The sequence below is a fragment of the Bacillus cereus group sp. BfR-BA-01381 genome, assembly GCF_022663555.1.
GTDB classification, from domain to species: Bacteria; Bacillota; Bacilli; order Bacillales; family Bacillaceae_G; genus Bacillus_A; species Bacillus_A pacificus.
On sequence record NZ_JAKUFR010000067.1, the window covers coordinates 1 to 14,133 of the forward strand.

Below are 14,133 nucleotides of genomic sequence, written 5' to 3' on the forward strand. Positions count from 1 at the left end.
GGTGGAAGTTTCATTGAATGAAAAAGTCATGAAAGAGATTGAATCTATTTTAGAAGATTAATTGAAAGGGGGATAGTTTCCTCTTTTTATCCCGCTTTAATGGGCAGTAAGACCCCCATCTCAAAATTCAGCGAAAGTAAAGAAGGTAGGTGGGGGGGATCAACTGCCCATAAAAGCCCGATTGGTGAGGGCTGATTAAAGTTTCACTTTATATAAAAGGAGAAGATTTAAATGAAAAGAGTACTAGCTGTATTCTTTACAATCATGTTTATGATCGGTACAGATACTTTCTTAATTTCACCACTTTTACCAACTTTACAACAGGTGTATCATATTTCAACTGAGTTGTCAGGGTGGATGGTAAGTTCATATGCTTTAGGATACGCTGCATTTGCACTTATCGCTGGTCCTATATCAGATGGCTTAAATAGAAAAAAAGTGATGGTAATAGGAATGAGTTTTTTTGCTTTAAGTACGTTTTTATGTGGGATGGCACCGAGTTTTCTATGGATGTTAACATTTAGATTTTTAGCAGGTGTGAGTGCAGCCTTTGTATCTCCACAAGTGTGGGCATCTATTCCGCTCCTTATAGAGAAGGAACAAATTGTAAAGGCAATTGGGATTGCAACAGCAGGGTTATCAATCTCTCAAATTTTAGGGTTGCCAGTTGGATCGTATTTGGCAATGATACACTATACAACGCCATTCTTCGTCATCGGTATATTATCAGGATTACTTGTCATTCTTATTTATGTAGCATTACCAGAAATACAACCGGTTCATATAGGTGAAAGTAAAACAAACATCTTAGAGCGCTATAAACAATTACTTACAGATTCAAAAGTTTCACTTTCTTATTTTGCATATTTTGTTTTTCAAACTGGTAATTTTGCTGCATTTTCATTTTTCGGTGTGTGGCTGTCTATTCAGTTTGGCTTGCGAATTCATGAAATAGGAACAGCTATGCTCGTATTAGGATTAGGAAATTTAACTGGTAATATTTTTGGTCCTAGAATCGTAAATAAAATTGGTTATAACCTTTCTTTCTATGGTGGAATTATATTTACAGCAGTGCTATATGTATTACTTCCACATGTAAATAACATTATATTTGTGGAGTTATTATTTTTTGTTTTATTTTTTATGACAGGAATTTTGTTTGTATTAATGATGAGGCATTTACAAAACATGTCTAGTGTAGCAAGAGGAACAGGAGCCGCTCTAGCGAATGCTTCTATGTATATTGGTCAAATGATTGGCGCGGCAATGGCAGGAATGTTATTTGCGGCATCTCACAATTTTATATTTGTAGGTAGTTTTACTGCGTTATTATATATTATAGCTTTATTTCTGTTTAGAAAAAGTGAAAAGCTTACTGAAAATAGTGAAACAGGAATTGCGTCATAAAGTCTTTACAAATAAAAAAGAGCCCAAAAATAAAAATCCCTATAGAGATAGGGATTAATATATCGGCATATAGTTCCTTGGAAAAGGATATACTGAGTATAACATATAGGACTACTTATAATTGTGAAATAGATGTGAAAGTAATGTGAAAAATAACATAATAAAAAGCACTGTTTTAGCTAATGAACTAAAACAGTGCTTTTCTTTTTGATTGAACAGTTGCTGCATTTTCATCATGTATGCCTGCATCTTTAATAATTCGTTGTTTTGCTTTATTTAATAGATGGTTTACTGCTTCACCAAAATAGTTAGCTTCGCTTTTTGTGCGGGCTTCTCGTAAACATTTATAGTTTTCTAGCAGTTCCTCTTTTTCAGTGTTTGTTAAGAAATCTTCTATTTTCTTTTTTGTCATACGAAACACCCTTTCTTCTGACAAACGACGCAATAGAAAATATTTATTGTTTATTATAGCAATAATTTTTAAAGAAAGTACAGACTAACGTCGTAATAATTTGTCAATTTCTTGAATCTTCTCATCAGCTTTCCCAATTTGTTTATTTTTAGCCTGCTCACCACCGAGTGCTTGGTGTAGTAAGAAAGTCTGACCGGAAATAGCAGTCACAATGGATACTTTAATAATTTCTTTTATTAAGGTGACATCGAATAAAACGAGTCCAAGAAGTGCAGCTAGACTACCAGTGAAAATATCAGTCAAAAACCCAAAGTGAAAAAAAGTTTTCAAACGGCGTGGAAGCAATAACTTACCTTGGTTATTGATTAGATGGGAAACGAAACCGGTAATGCCACCAACGAGAACAGCAGTTAGCCATTGATACATTTCCATCGAATCCACTCCTTTTAGTGAATAAGATTCGATTATTTTATATTGATTCCTTTTAATATTTCATAGAAGCATATTGAGAAAGTTTGTTTGGTTTTTTTCTATATTCAATTTAATTATATCAGAAAAATCTGATATATATGAGTCTATTATATGAAGCAGTTATTCCTTAATATGAATGTAGAAAGGGGTGCGTGATATGAATATAGATTACCGAATAAGAAGTGTGGATGGTTATACAAAAAATATAGGGGAATTAGTCAGCATGCTGGAGCATACGAGGGCTGTAACATTACAGGAAATTAGCAATCTATCAGTTGAGCAATTAGACTCAATGCTAAGTGGTGGAAATTCCATCGGAGCTTTATTAAAGCATATAGCAGCTATCGAAAAAGCACATCAGCTTATTTCATTTCAAGAGCGTGACTTTACAAAGGAAGAATTAGAAATATGGAAAGACGCACTCTATTTAGGAGAATCGGGGAAAACGATTCGTGGTCATGAAATAAAGTATTATGTACAACTTCTACAAAGTGTTCGAGAAGAATCTCTGAAGTATTTGAGTAAACAAGATGATGAATGGCTTATGTCAGAAAGAAAGTGGCCTAACGGTGTAGCGCATAACCAGTACTATTTGTGGTTTCACGTGCTAGAAGATGAGATTAATCACCGTGGGCAAATTAGAATGATGAAAAAATTATTTGAAAATTTCGTTAAATAAAGTGGCTTTTTAAATGAATATTCCATATAATGAGAGTAATTAAAATGAGAACGGGGTGATGTATTATGGCGAACATAACTTATATGAATAATAAACCAAATACAAAGGTGGATGGAAAGGGCGAGACTGTATAAGTTAGCGCACGATCCTTCCGCTTAGCTTACACTAGGGAGGATATCAATTTGAATCAAAATATTTTAGAATCGTTCGGCTGGGATTCTTTTTTTGAGGAACAAGCTGTAGAGAACTTTGAAGTAGGGCGTATTTTACTCGAGCATAAGCATATATATCGAATTATTTGTAATGATGGTGAATATATGGCAGAGCTGTCTGGTAAGTTTCGGCATGAAGCAGTAACGAAGGGTGATTATCCAGCGGTTGGTGATTGGGTATATATAAAGAAAATAGAGAATGAAAAGAAAGCAATTATTCATCGTATTTTTCCAAGAAGAAGCTCTTTTTCTAGACAAGAGGCTGGTACTCGAACGGAAGAACAAGTAATAGCAGCAAATGTAGATTATCTATTTTTAGTGAATGCACTTAACCATGATTTTAACGTAAGAAGAATAGAGCGCTATTTACTATTAGCGTATGAAAGTGGTGCAATGCCTGTTATTGTTTTAACAAAGAGTAGCTTATGTGAGGACGTGGAACAGAAAATCGTTGAAACAGAAGCTGTAGCAATTGGTGTTCCGATCTTCGTTGTTGATAGTTTAGAACATACTGGTATTGAATCGTTGCAGCAATTTGTTTCTTCAGGAAAAACAATTGCTCTAGTCGGATCATCTGGGGTTGGAAAATCCACTTTGTTAAATGCACTTATAGGAATTGAAGTAGCAAAAACGGGTGATATTCGTGAGGAAGATAGTAAAGGAAGGCATACGACAACTCATCGTGAATTGTTCCGATTACCGAGAGGTAGTTTAGTTATTGATACTCCTGGTATGAGGGAGCTACAGCTTTGGGAAGGAAGCGATGCAATTCAAACAACATTTTCTGATATTGAAGAACTAGCAAAAACGTGCCGTTTTAGGGACTGTAAGCATGAAAATGAGCCAGGGTGCGCAGTGCATAGTGCAATTGATAACGGAATTGTGACGATAAATCGTTTACAAAGCTATAAAAAATTACAAAGAGAACTAGCGTATTTTATGAGAAAACAAGATGCTATTCTTGCAAGGGCAGAGCGTGATAAGTGGAAAAAGATTTCTAAACAGCATAAAAAAATGTGAAAAGTCAAAGGGTGGTTCCCTTTGGCTTTTTGCATTTGTAAATTTTATAATAATATTATTCATATATATAGACAAAGGGAAATTAATTGTTTAAACTTTACAAAGTATTCATCATAATAGGTTATGAAAATAATAATTAGGGAATGGGAAATATTTATAATTCGTTAGATTTAACTTTTAAAATTGAAAAGCAGGAGGTTTGTAATGGGTAGACTATTAAATTGGTTTCGTGATATGAAAGTAGCAAAAAAACTATTAATTTCATTTTTTGTTATTTTAATTGCGGCTGTCTCTATTATAGGAGGCATGTCTTATCAAACAGCTAAAAAGAATTTTGAATCACAAATTACGAGCAGTGCTCACGACAATATAAAAATATTAGATAATTTAATCAATCAAATGATTGAGGCGAAATTTAATGATGTAAATAATTTTGCACGGGTGATTCAAGGGAATATGTATCAAGGGGATAATCAAGAGGAATTAAGAAAAATATTATCACAATATATCAATTTGAATAAAGATGTTGAACAAGTATATGTTGCTGGAAACGATAAAAAATTTGTACAAGAACCAAATATACAAATGGCAGCAGACTACGATCCAACAGAACGTTCTTGGTATAAAGATGCAGTAGCAAAACAAGGTGGTATTGTAATTACTGAGCCGTATAAGGCAAAAGGAAATGGACATATTGTCGTAACGATTGCAAAACAAGCAGAAGATAAAAACGGTGTTGTAGCGGTAGATTTAAGTTTAGATAATTTATTAAAAACAACGAAGTTAATTAATATTGGTAAAAAGGGATATGCTTTCATCTTAGATGGGAAACAAAAAATAATTGCACACCCTCAAGAAAAATCAGGAGAAAAAGCAGCCGATTCTTGGGCAAAGAAAATTTATGAAGATAATCATGGGGCTTTTTCTTATACGTATGACGGTAGCGAAAAACAAATGGTATTTGCTACAAATGTAAAAACAGGTTGGAAAATTGGCGGGACTATGTACTCAAATGAAGTAATTGAAGCTGCGCAGCCTGTATTTTATAATATGTTAATTGTTATGTTCATTTCATTAGTTATAGGTGGGGCACTTATTTATTTTGTGACACTTTCTATAACAAAGCCCTTAAAAAGATTAGTTGTCACTTCTAAAGAAATAAGTGAGGGAGATTTAACGCAAACAATTGATATTCATTCTAATGATGAAATCGGTCAACTTGCAAAAGGATTTAATGAGATGACAGATGCATTGCGAACATTAATCGGAAGAATTAATACTTCGGCTGGACATGTTGCAGCAGCATCAGAAGAGCTAACAGCAAGTGTAAGACAGGCGAGTGAAGCGACTGAGCAAATTACGATGGCAATGGACGAAATATCAAGCGGAGCAACAACGCAAACGACAAGTGTAGAAAATGGTGCAATGTTACTATTTGATGTAACAGAAGGCATTCAGCATGTAGCAAATAGTTCATCATCAATTAGTACGGCTTCTGCTCATACTCGTGAAAAAGCAGAAAATGGTGGGAAACTAGTCGGGAAAACAGTAAATCAAATGCAGTCAATTGCAGAATCTGTTTCACAATCAGATGAGGTTATTCAGTTACTAAATAATAAATCAAAGCAAATTGGTGACATATTAGAAGTAATTCAAAATATTGCAGATCAAACAAATCTTCTAGCTTTGAATGCGGCAATTGAAGCTGCAAGAGCGGGAGAGCACGGAAGAGGATTTGCAATTGTTGCAGATGAAGTACGTAAATTGGCGGAGAAGTCTAGCGTATCTTCTAGTGAAATAAGTAAATTAATATGTGAAATACAAGATGACATGAGTAAGACGGTAAAGTCTATGGGTCATGTAAATGAAGAAGTTCAATCTGGACTTGTTATTGCAAATGAAACGAAGCAAAACTTTACTGAGATTTTACAATCTACAAATGAAATTGCCGATCAAATTAAAACGATGGTTGAAACGGCTAACGGGATGTCAAAAGGTGCAAATGAAGTGTCTATTTCGGTAGGACAAATTGCAATGACAGCACAGAATAATGCGACGAGTACTCAAAACGTTGCAGCATCAGCAGAAGAACAATTAGCGTCCATTGAGGAAATTAGTTCTGCGGCGGGTACATTATCTCAAATGGCTGAAGAATTACAAGGGTTAATTGAAAGATTTAAAGTGTAATAAAGGACAGACTACTCCAAAATAGCAGTATGCGATTTTGGAGTAGTCTGTTTTGACTATGTAACATGAAATGTGATAGAGAGTATGTTTATGATGTTTAAAGGTATATCATGTATAATATTTGTCGAAAAATAGAGGTATTTGTTAACTTTATGTATAATTATAATCATATAGAATGCAAATAAAGGAGATTATTAATATGGGAGTGTACTGGGGGACCAAAAGACATTCTTGGCTTAGTTATGTCTCATTTTGGTTAAGTATTTCGTTTTTCATGGTTTTTCTCATTGAAGTGTTTATTTTAAAAACACTTTCAAATAGTTCGGTGCAAATTGTTAAATACTTTTATTTTATATTTGTACCAGTAAACATCTTTCTTAGTTTAAAGTTACTCTTTAAGAAGAATGAAAAGAAAGCATTACCTATTTTTAGTTTCATTGTATCCTTATTGTTTACAATTTTAATACTAGTATTAGCATTAGCAGCTACGGGGAAATTCTTTTAAGGAGAGTGTTATAAGTCACTCTTCTTTTTTGTTGTTGCAAGGAAATAATAAGTGGAGGATGGACAAAGAAAGCATTTCCTTAAGTTTGATATGATTTGAAAGCTTTAGAAGGGTATTAAGAAATGAATTAAGATACAATCCACAAAGTAATACAGAGAATCAGGTGTTTTATATGCAGTTATGGAGCAAATGAATACGGTAAAAACGGCGATATATGGTACAATACATATGGATAGTGATAGAGATAAAGGGTATATAAAATACTCATCGTTTTTTAGTAAGAGAGGGGTTATCTTATGCTATACGAGGATTTGATGACATTGTTTCAAGCAGCTCCGAAAGAAGAAGGTAGAGGCGGCTGGAAATATATAATCCAGGAACGAAATGATAAATATGAAATTGTTAATGAAATGTTGAAAAATCAAATGAGTGTTGAATTGTATTTTAATGAATATGATGAGGTGAAAATCACTTTATATAAAGATGGAATGCCTATTTCGACGATGCAAAGAATTGCGATTTCAAAAGTTGAATTAGACGAAGAAGAAGAAGGGATTCAATTCGTTTTAGAACGTATGCCTAGTCGGATGATTCGGTTGCAATTAAAGCCGTATTTAGCACTCGAAATGGGGCCGTACTGGGAAGTATGTGATGATTGTGAATGAACATATAAAAGAAGCATCCAATAACATGGATGCTTCTTTTATGTTTTTTGAAGTTGTTTAAAAGCAATAATCGGAAGTAAAATGATGCTGACCCACCCGATTATAGGATATAGAATGTGGAGTAATTCACTGTAACCAACGTAACTAAAGCAATAACTTATTAGTAAAATGAAGAAAATAATATTGTTATTTTTCCAGCCAGTGATGGATTGCATTTGTTTTGTCATTCCGAACACATTGCCAACTAAAGTTGTGAATACTTCACCGAAAATGATAAGAACAAAGAAAAAGTGAAAAGTGGCATTGAATTTTCTTATGACTTCAGCCATTGGAATGTTATATTGATAAAATTGGTCGACTGATAAGATAGCTAAATGGCTACATAATAATATTAAAGAAAGTCCTGCCCCACCTAAAATACCGCCCCATAAAATGGCCTTTCGATCTTTTACTTCACTGGCTAACGGGACGAGGACGCTTTGGGCGAGAGAAAGATTTAAGGCGACATATGTAATAGGACTAGTTATCCACTTCATATTCCAGGTTTCTGCAGGAATAGTGTTACTAATAGGAGTTGTACCGTGAAAAAACGTTGTAATAGCAAGTCCGATAATGAAAATCATCATAATAGGTACGACAAGTGTATTAACTTCAAAAACCCCTTGTAATCCGCGACTACCTATAATGAGACAGGCGATTACTGTAATGAAAATACCGAGTTGTCTTGGTAAACGAAGTTGCTCTTCAAATACCGCTCCAGCGCCTGATAACATAACGCTCGTTACACCAAATAATACGAGTAATAATAGTGTATTTACAACATTTCCAAATACATCCCCAAATAAGTATTTGTTAAATTCTTGCGCTGAAAATGCACCGATTTGTGAGGAGAGTAACATCATCTTTGTGCCAAGCCAAATAAAAAAAAATCCACTTACACATATACCAATAGTTCCATAAAATCCGTTCACTGTAAAAAATTCAACAATTTCTCGTCCAGTAGCAAATCCAGCTCCAACGACTGTTCCAATATAAGTAGCAGCAACTTTCTTTGCTACTTGCCATTGTTGATTGTCCATGTTATCCCTCTTTCTACTACGATGAGCTTGATTTACTATTATGCATATGTATGAGCTTGGACAATTAGACGTATGAACTGTTAGAAAACATACATGAATGAAAAGATATTAGGGAAGTATTAAAGGTGTTAAAACTTTGTTACATATGAGCCAATCGTTCGAAAGGATAGGAAATGTATGGTAATATGTAACTAGGTTCTTAAAAGATAAACATTATGAAATGATAAGAGGAGTGGATTGTATGAGTACGAAAACAAATGTTGTTGAAGTATTAAACAAGCAGGTAGCAAACTGGAATGTGTTATATGTGAAACTACATAATTATCATTGGTATGTGACAGGGCCACACTTCTTTACATTACATGAGAAATTTGAAGAGTTTTACAATGAAGCTGGAACGTATATTGATGAATTAGCAGAACGTATTTTAGCATTGGAAGGTAAGCCGTTAGCGACAATGAAAGAATATTTGGCAACATCTAGTGTGAATGAAGGGACAAGCAAGGAATCTGCAGAAGAAATGGTGCAAACATTAGTGAATGATTACTCTGCATTGATTCAAGAATTAAAAGAAGGCATGGAAGTTGCTGGTGAAGCTGGCGATGAAACATCAGCGGACATGTTGTTAGCAATTCATACAACATTAGAACAACATGTATGGATGCTAAGTGCGTTCTTAAAATAAAGTGAAACTTTAATCAGTGGGGGGCTTACTGCCCATTAAAGTGGGATAAATATAAGAATATAAAGAAAAAAGTCATTGAAAAATTCTTTCAATGACTTTTTTGTGATTTTTCAGTTTTCTTTTATGCTATAATATAGTAAAAAGGAGGCGATGCGATGTTTCGCTTTTTCAAAACTGGAAAAGAAGAGCGTGAAATTACGAAAGATGAATTGGAACAAGCGATGGCCAAGTTTTTAGAAAAGAATGCTAATATCGTTTATACAGTATTAGTAAATGATGATTATACAGTGAATTATGATTTGTTAAAGCCGTATTTACCTGCATTTCCAACAAACCATTTTCTTATTACGAAGGAAACGCTTGAGGTATTTGAACATACAGAAGAAAACTTAAACTTAGTGAAAGAAATTGATATCGTACAAAAGGCAGTAGATCAGTATGTAACAGAAAAAGAAATGTTTCCAATTGTAGAAGGTAGTGAAGATCGCCTCATATGCGGAATGAAACTAGGACCTTACTTAGATCGTATATTAAAAAGAGACTTATATATTTCAGAAAAACATTATTTAGTTTCAAGTAAACCAGATAGAAAAAAACAAAAGAGTGGGTAGATGTATTGAGAACAACAATAAATATATTGTTGTCTTTTTTTGTTTATAAAAATATTGATTTTTCAGTTTATTCAACTTTATACTAAACTTATTGGACGAAGAGGAGTAATGATTAAGTACCATTAGCGTGAGTTATATATAGTGATTACAAAATAGTAAAAAGGTTTGAGAAATACATATTATAAAAGAATATGGGGGAATGCGTGTATGAAAAATAGCATGACTTACATTCAATTATTAAATGAAACGTTACATTGCTATGCAAGTAAAGGAAGTTTGGAAGCATACACTTATATAATGGAGCATGCGAAAGGTATAGTAGGGAATGAGGCTCAAATATATAATTTTAAATATGCATTAGCGAGTGCAGCAGGACTTGAAGAAGAAGCGATGCATGTAATGAAGGAAGCTATTATAGAAAAGGTTTTTTGGTATGGAAATGAGTATTTAATTTCGGACGACGATTTAAAACCACTACATAAATTTGAAGAGTTTCATCAAATGGTTCAATTATGTAAAGAAAGAGAAGAGTTAGCAAAGAAAACAGAACGAGCAGATGTGAAATATATAGACAGTAAGAAAAAAGAAAAACTATTTATTGCAATGCATGGTGATCAAGAAAATATAGCAATAGTAGAACCATATTGGAAATCTGTTTTGGATCAAGATTATACGTTAGCTTTACCACAGTCTTCGCAAATTCAGTTTTCAGATGGGTTTGTTTGGGATGATATACAGAGAGGGAAAGAAGAATTAAAAGAGCATTACGTTAAGTTTATAGAAAATCATAGGGGAGAAAGTGTAATAATTGGTGGTTTTTCTGCTGGTGCCAGAGTAGCTTTGTATACAATTTTACATAAAGATATAGATGTAGATGGTTTTATTTTTATGGCGCCGTGGCTTCCAGAGATTGATGAATGGAATGAGTTGTTGGAAGTGCTACAAGATAAAAATATAAAGGGATATGTAGTGTGCGGGGATCAAGATGAAGATTGTTTCGAATGTACGCAGCAATTTGTACAAGTATTAAAAGATAAGAATATAGAACATGAGTTTAAAGTTGTACCTAATTTAAAACATGATTATCCTGAGGATTTTGATGAACTATTAAAAGAAGCTATTAAATATATAGAAGACAAAAGTAATAAGTAGTAAGAAAGGGAGATGCATCATAATGGATGTATCTCCCTTTTATCCTTATAAATGAAAAGCATTCGCTAGTAAGCGATAAGAATTTAATTTATCTTCAAATCGATGAGTAATTGTGACAATCATAAATTCATCAGTATTGTACGCTTTGCTTAAGTTTACGATTTGTTCTTTCACAGAAGAGGGATCACCGACGATCATACGTTGACGATTCTCTTTTATACGGAATAAATCATAGGCGCTGTATGAATAATTTTGTGCAGTTTCAATAGAAGGTGTACCAGTTGTACGCTTTCCTTGTTCTAGTAATAAGATTGATAAATCTAAACTAGAAGCAATTTTTTCCGCCTCTTCAGTTGTTTCACCGCAAATAACAAAAATAGCGACGATTGATTTTGGTTTATCTCCTAAATAGGAAGGTTGGAATTGTTTTTGATAGGCCTCCATTACCTCGGGTCCACCGTATCCGTTTATGAACTGTGCGAATGCAAAAGAAGCACCTTGTTGTGCGGCAATCTTTGCACTCTCTCCGCTAGAGCCAAGCAACCACATGTCAGGAGATGTGGGAATTACAGGAGTAGCCTTTAAATTTGCATAATGATGGTTTTCTGGTACTTGATCATGTAAGTACATTGCAACATCTGCAATTTGCTCTGGATATTGATCAAGTGAGACCATTTTCCCTTCTTGAAGCGCGCGAGTTGCAATTGGCATACCGCCAGGTGCTCTGCCGACACCAAGGTCAATACGATTTGGATAAAGCGCTTCTAAAACACGGAAATTCTCAGCAACTTTATACGGACTATAGTGTGGCAACATGACACCACCCGAACCGACTCTCATCCGCTCCGTTTTCGCTGCAATATGAGAAATAAGTATTTCTGGACTTGAGCCAGCAAGGCTTACAGAATTGTGATGTTCTGATACCCAAAAGCGTGTATATCCGAGTTTTTCAACTTCTTGCGCAAGCGTAACTGTATGTGAAAAAGCTTGGGCTGCCGTACTACCATCTGAAATAGGGGATTGGTCTAATACACTTAATTTGATCATAGAATATACCTCTCAATCTTAATGTACATCCTATTATATATTTACTTACGAAAAATGCGTAATGAAATGCTCAAAATAAAAAGTGGATAAATTACATATCCACTTTTAACGTGAAAATCCTCGTTCATAATGATTCATTTCGACTACATTTAGAATATATTCGTAGTTATCAATCTCAAGTTTTAGTTGTTCACGTTCTTTTTTAGATAGATGCATATTACTAAGTTTGTTGCATAGCTGTTGTTTCTTTTCTTCTAAATACTTCTTTGTAGCATTGTAGTCGTAAGTTGGTTTCATATTCAACCACTCCTTATTTGCTGTTGCTATATTATACGAAGCGTAAAGAGATGTGAGAGCTATCTCTTATGTATTTTTAGTGAATATTTAACTTGCTCTGTTGTTATGTTTATAGAAATTTATGAATAAAATGCACTAAACGACTAATGCCCATTTGATGAAGTAAGGGGTGGAATTGTGCAGAAAGATATAATGTATAACACGGAGATGGATGAAACGTTAAAAATTATAGATAAAGGATTAAAGGAGACGACGAGCCCGAAACAAATTATTGTAGTAGGGGCTGGCATGGCTGGATTAGTTTCGGCATCTTTATTAAAAGCTGCGGGACATGAAGTGAAGATTTTTGAAGCAAACAACCGGGTAGGCGGCCGCATAGAGACAGTTAGAATGGAAGATACCGGTTTATATTTGGATGTAGGGGCAATGAGAATTCCGTATTCGCATACATTAACGATGGCATATATAAGAAAATTTGGGCTACAGGTAAGCCCTTTTATTAATAGGAATGAGACTGATATTATTTACGTAAACGGCCGAAAAACGACATTAAAACAATATGAAAAAGATCCAAATATATTAAAGTATCCTGTGGAAATGAATGAAGTTGGGAAAACGTCTGAGGAGCTATTATTGTTAGCGGTGCAGCCTATTATAAATTTTATTAAAAAGAACCCAGAGAAAAATTGGGATGTTGTAGTAAAGGATTTTGGGAGATACTCTACAGGACAATTTTTAAAATATCACCCTTATCAATATAATACTTACTTTTCACCAGTAACAATTGAGATGATTGGCGTTTTGTTGGATTTAGAAGGTTTTTTAGAAAGGTCATTCGTTGAGACATTACGTTTTTTATACATTATGCAAGAGGAGAGCGGATTTTGTGAAATAATAGGCGGGAATGATAGATTGCCAAAATCTTTTTTACCACAATTAGAGGAAGATATTATATATAATCAAAAATTAATGAAGCTACATCAGCATGATAATGGTGTGACAGCTTTCTATCGAAACGAAGAAACGTTTGAATATAGTAGTATTACAGGGGACTTAGTTATTGTGACCATTCCGTTTTCAACAATGCGGTTTGTAGAAGTAGATCCATTTGATTCTATATCGCATGAGAAATGGAAAGCAATTCGTGAATTGCATTATATGCCTGCGACAAAAATAGGAATTCAATTTAAAAGTCGATTTTGGGAAGAACAAGGACAATTAGGTGGCAGAATTATAACGGATTTGCCAATTCGTTACGCCTATTATCCAAGCTATGGAATTGGAGGAAAGGGACCAGCAATGATGCTAGGAAGCTATACGTGGTCATATGATGCGTTGTTATGGGATGGATTATCAAAGGGAGATCGTATTTATTACACATTACAAAACTTAGCAACGATATTAGGTGGTCAAGTATATGATGAATTCTTATCTGGTATATCAAAAAGTTGGACGTTGGATCCATATGCACTTGGAGGGTTTGCTCTATTTCAGGCAGGTCAAGAATCAGAGTTGCAACCAGCGATTGTCAAACCAGAGGGAAGAATATTCTTTGCTGGAGACCATACAACGTTATATCACGGATGGATACAAGGGGCAATTGAATCTGGCGTTCGTGTTGCGGTAGATGTAAATGAATTAAATGTATAAAATTCAGAAATTTCTTTACTGTATAGTTTGAGATGGATATTATTATATATAAAA

The 14,133-nt window shown here is 34.2% G+C and carries 15 protein-coding genes and 1 pseudogene; 11 read left to right on the plus strand and 5 right to left on the minus strand.

Annotation, left to right across the window (positions count from 1 at the left end; genetic code table 11):
• The first annotated feature begins 231 nt into the window (after positions 1 to 231).
• Positions 232 to 1,407: an MFS transporter gene (locus tag MR079_RS20320; RefSeq protein WP_139867567.1), complete on the plus strand. Its 1,176-nt coding sequence runs from the start codon at positions 232 to 234 to the stop codon at positions 1,405 to 1,407.
• A gap of 187 nt (positions 1,408 to 1,594) precedes the next feature.
• Here the strand turns inward: MR079_RS20320 and MR079_RS20325 are convergent, their stop codons facing one another.
• Positions 1,595 to 1,819: a hypothetical protein gene (locus tag MR079_RS20325; protein ID WP_000162606.1), complete on the minus strand. Its 225-nt coding sequence runs from the start codon at positions 1,817 to 1,819 to the stop codon at positions 1,595 to 1,597.
• 84 nt (positions 1,820 to 1,903) lie between these two features.
• Positions 1,904 to 2,251, minus strand: a complete 348-nt coding sequence (locus MR079_RS20330; protein WP_000426318.1) for a DUF4257 domain-containing protein — start codon at positions 2,249 to 2,251, stop codon at positions 1,904 to 1,906.
• Between the two features lie 196 nt (positions 2,252 to 2,447).
• On the opposite strand from MR079_RS20330, the gene MR079_RS20335 reads away from it, so the two are divergent.
• From MR079_RS20335 to MR079_RS20355, 6 genes and pseudogenes are all read left to right on the plus strand, one after another.
• On the plus strand, positions 2,448 to 2,969 hold the full coding sequence (locus tag MR079_RS20335) for a DinB family protein (RefSeq protein WP_139867565.1): 522 nt from the start codon (positions 2,448 to 2,450) through the stop codon (positions 2,967 to 2,969).
• 182 nt (positions 2,970 to 3,151) lie between these two features.
• Entirely contained in the window at positions 3,152 to 4,201 is a 1,050-nt protein-coding gene (gene rsgA, locus MR079_RS20340; protein ID WP_242294510.1) for a ribosome small subunit-dependent GTPase A, read from the plus strand.
• 306 nt (positions 4,202 to 4,507) lie between these two features.
• A pseudogene (locus MR079_RS29580) lies at positions 4,508 to 5,446 on the plus strand (HAMP domain-containing protein); the annotation flags it as partial.
• A gap of 123 nt (positions 5,447 to 5,569) precedes the next feature.
• On the plus strand, positions 5,570 to 6,388 hold the full coding sequence (locus MR079_RS29585; RefSeq protein ID WP_406846496.1) for a methyl-accepting chemotaxis protein: 819 nt from the start codon (positions 5,570 to 5,572) through the stop codon (positions 6,386 to 6,388).
• 199 nt (positions 6,389 to 6,587) lie between these two features.
• A complete protein-coding gene (locus MR079_RS20350; RefSeq protein ID WP_000539578.1) occupies positions 6,588 to 6,893 on the plus strand; it encodes a hypothetical protein in 306 nt (101 codons plus the stop codon).
• Positions 6,894 to 7,189: 296 nt separating this feature from the next.
• Complete coding sequence (locus tag MR079_RS20355; protein WP_000965086.1) at positions 7,190 to 7,558, plus strand: DUF3979 family protein; 369 nt, start codon at positions 7,190 to 7,192, stop codon at positions 7,556 to 7,558.
• 38 nt (positions 7,559 to 7,596) lie between these two features.
• On the opposite strand, the gene MR079_RS20360 is transcribed toward MR079_RS20355, so the two are convergent.
• Positions 7,597 to 8,637 carry a YkvI family membrane protein gene (locus MR079_RS20360; protein ID WP_139867561.1) on the minus strand — a complete coding sequence of 347 codons (1,041 nt, stop codon included), beginning with the start codon at positions 8,635 to 8,637 and terminating at the stop codon, positions 7,597 to 7,599.
• Between the two features lie 241 nt (positions 8,638 to 8,878).
• Here MR079_RS20360 and MR079_RS20365 point away from each other — a divergent pair, with 241 nt between their 5' ends.
• The 3 genes from MR079_RS20365 (at position 8,879) to MR079_RS20375 (ending at position 11,085) form a co-directional block, all read left to right on the plus strand.
• Entirely contained in the window at positions 8,879 to 9,322 is a 444-nt protein-coding gene (locus MR079_RS20365; RefSeq protein ID WP_000105198.1) for a Dps family protein, read from the plus strand.
• Between the two features lie 155 nt (positions 9,323 to 9,477).
• The gene (locus tag MR079_RS20370; protein ID WP_000488187.1) at positions 9,478 to 9,933 is read left to right on the plus strand and encodes a DUF3939 domain-containing protein; all 456 of its coding nucleotides are present in this window, start codon (positions 9,478 to 9,480) and stop codon (positions 9,931 to 9,933) included.
• Positions 9,934 to 10,140: 207 nt separating this feature from the next.
• Complete coding sequence (locus MR079_RS20375) at positions 10,141 to 11,085, plus strand: alpha/beta hydrolase (protein ID WP_242294511.1); 945 nt, start codon at positions 10,141 to 10,143, stop codon at positions 11,083 to 11,085.
• A gap of 45 nt (positions 11,086 to 11,130) precedes the next feature.
• Here MR079_RS20375 and MR079_RS20380 read toward each other — a convergent pair whose 3' ends face one another.
• Together MR079_RS20380 and MR079_RS20385 are read right to left on the minus strand one after the other, a co-directional pair.
• Positions 11,131 to 12,132, minus strand: a complete 1,002-nt coding sequence (locus MR079_RS20380; RefSeq protein ID WP_000594053.1) for an LLM class flavin-dependent oxidoreductase — start codon at positions 12,130 to 12,132, stop codon at positions 11,131 to 11,133.
• A 105-nt stretch (positions 12,133 to 12,237) separates the two neighbouring features.
• A complete protein-coding gene (locus tag MR079_RS20385) occupies positions 12,238 to 12,429 on the minus strand; it encodes a DUF3896 domain-containing protein (protein ID WP_000805517.1) in 192 nt (63 codons plus the stop codon).
• Between the two features lie 177 nt (positions 12,430 to 12,606).
• On the opposite strand from MR079_RS20385, the gene MR079_RS20390 reads away from it, so the two are divergent.
• Positions 12,607 to 14,079 (plus strand): flavin monoamine oxidase family protein, encoded by a 1,473-nt coding sequence (locus MR079_RS20390; RefSeq protein ID WP_139867559.1) that lies wholly within the window; start codon positions 12,607 to 12,609, stop codon positions 14,077 to 14,079.
• Positions 14,080 to 14,133: the final 54 nt, after the last annotated feature.

What these genes read in the sequence shown, in the direction of transcription:
- MR079_RS20330 (WP_000426318.1), bottom strand. Translation starts at nt 2,251, where the DNA reads ATGGAAATGTATCAATGGCTAACTGCTGTTCTCGTTGGTGGCATTACC.
- MR079_RS29585 (WP_406846496.1), top strand. Translation starts at nt 5,570, where the DNA reads ATGGACGAAATATCAAGCGGAGCAACAACGCAAACGACAAGTGTAGAA.
- MR079_RS20380 (WP_000594053.1), bottom strand. Translation starts at nt 12,132, where the DNA reads ATGATCAAATTAAGTGTATTAGACCAATCCCCTATTTCAGATGGTAGT.
- MR079_RS20325 (WP_000162606.1), bottom strand. Translation starts at nt 1,819, where the DNA reads ATGACAAAAAAGAAAATAGAAGATTTCTTAACAAACACTGAAAAAGAG.
- MR079_RS20375 (WP_242294511.1), top strand. Translation starts at nt 10,141, where the DNA reads ATGAAAAATAGCATGACTTACATTCAATTATTAAATGAAACGTTACAT.
- MR079_RS20355 (WP_000965086.1), top strand. Translation starts at nt 7,190, where the DNA reads ATGCTATACGAGGATTTGATGACATTGTTTCAAGCAGCTCCGAAAGAA.
- MR079_RS20350 (WP_000539578.1), top strand. Translation starts at nt 6,588, where the DNA reads ATGGGAGTGTACTGGGGGACCAAAAGACATTCTTGGCTTAGTTATGTC.
- MR079_RS20365 (WP_000105198.1), top strand. Translation starts at nt 8,879, where the DNA reads ATGAGTACGAAAACAAATGTTGTTGAAGTATTAAACAAGCAGGTAGCA.
- MR079_RS20335 (WP_139867565.1), top strand. Translation starts at nt 2,448, where the DNA reads ATGAATATAGATTACCGAATAAGAAGTGTGGATGGTTATACAAAAAAT.
- MR079_RS20360 (WP_139867561.1), bottom strand. Translation starts at nt 8,637, where the DNA reads ATGGACAATCAACAATGGCAAGTAGCAAAGAAAGTTGCTGCTACTTAT.
- MR079_RS20370 (WP_000488187.1), top strand. Translation starts at nt 9,478, where the DNA reads ATGTTTCGCTTTTTCAAAACTGGAAAAGAAGAGCGTGAAATTACGAAA.
- MR079_RS20385 (WP_000805517.1), bottom strand. Translation starts at nt 12,429, where the DNA reads ATGAAACCAACTTACGACTACAATGCTACAAAGAAGTATTTAGAAGAA.
- MR079_RS20320 (WP_139867567.1), top strand. Translation starts at nt 232, where the DNA reads ATGAAAAGAGTACTAGCTGTATTCTTTACAATCATGTTTATGATCGGT.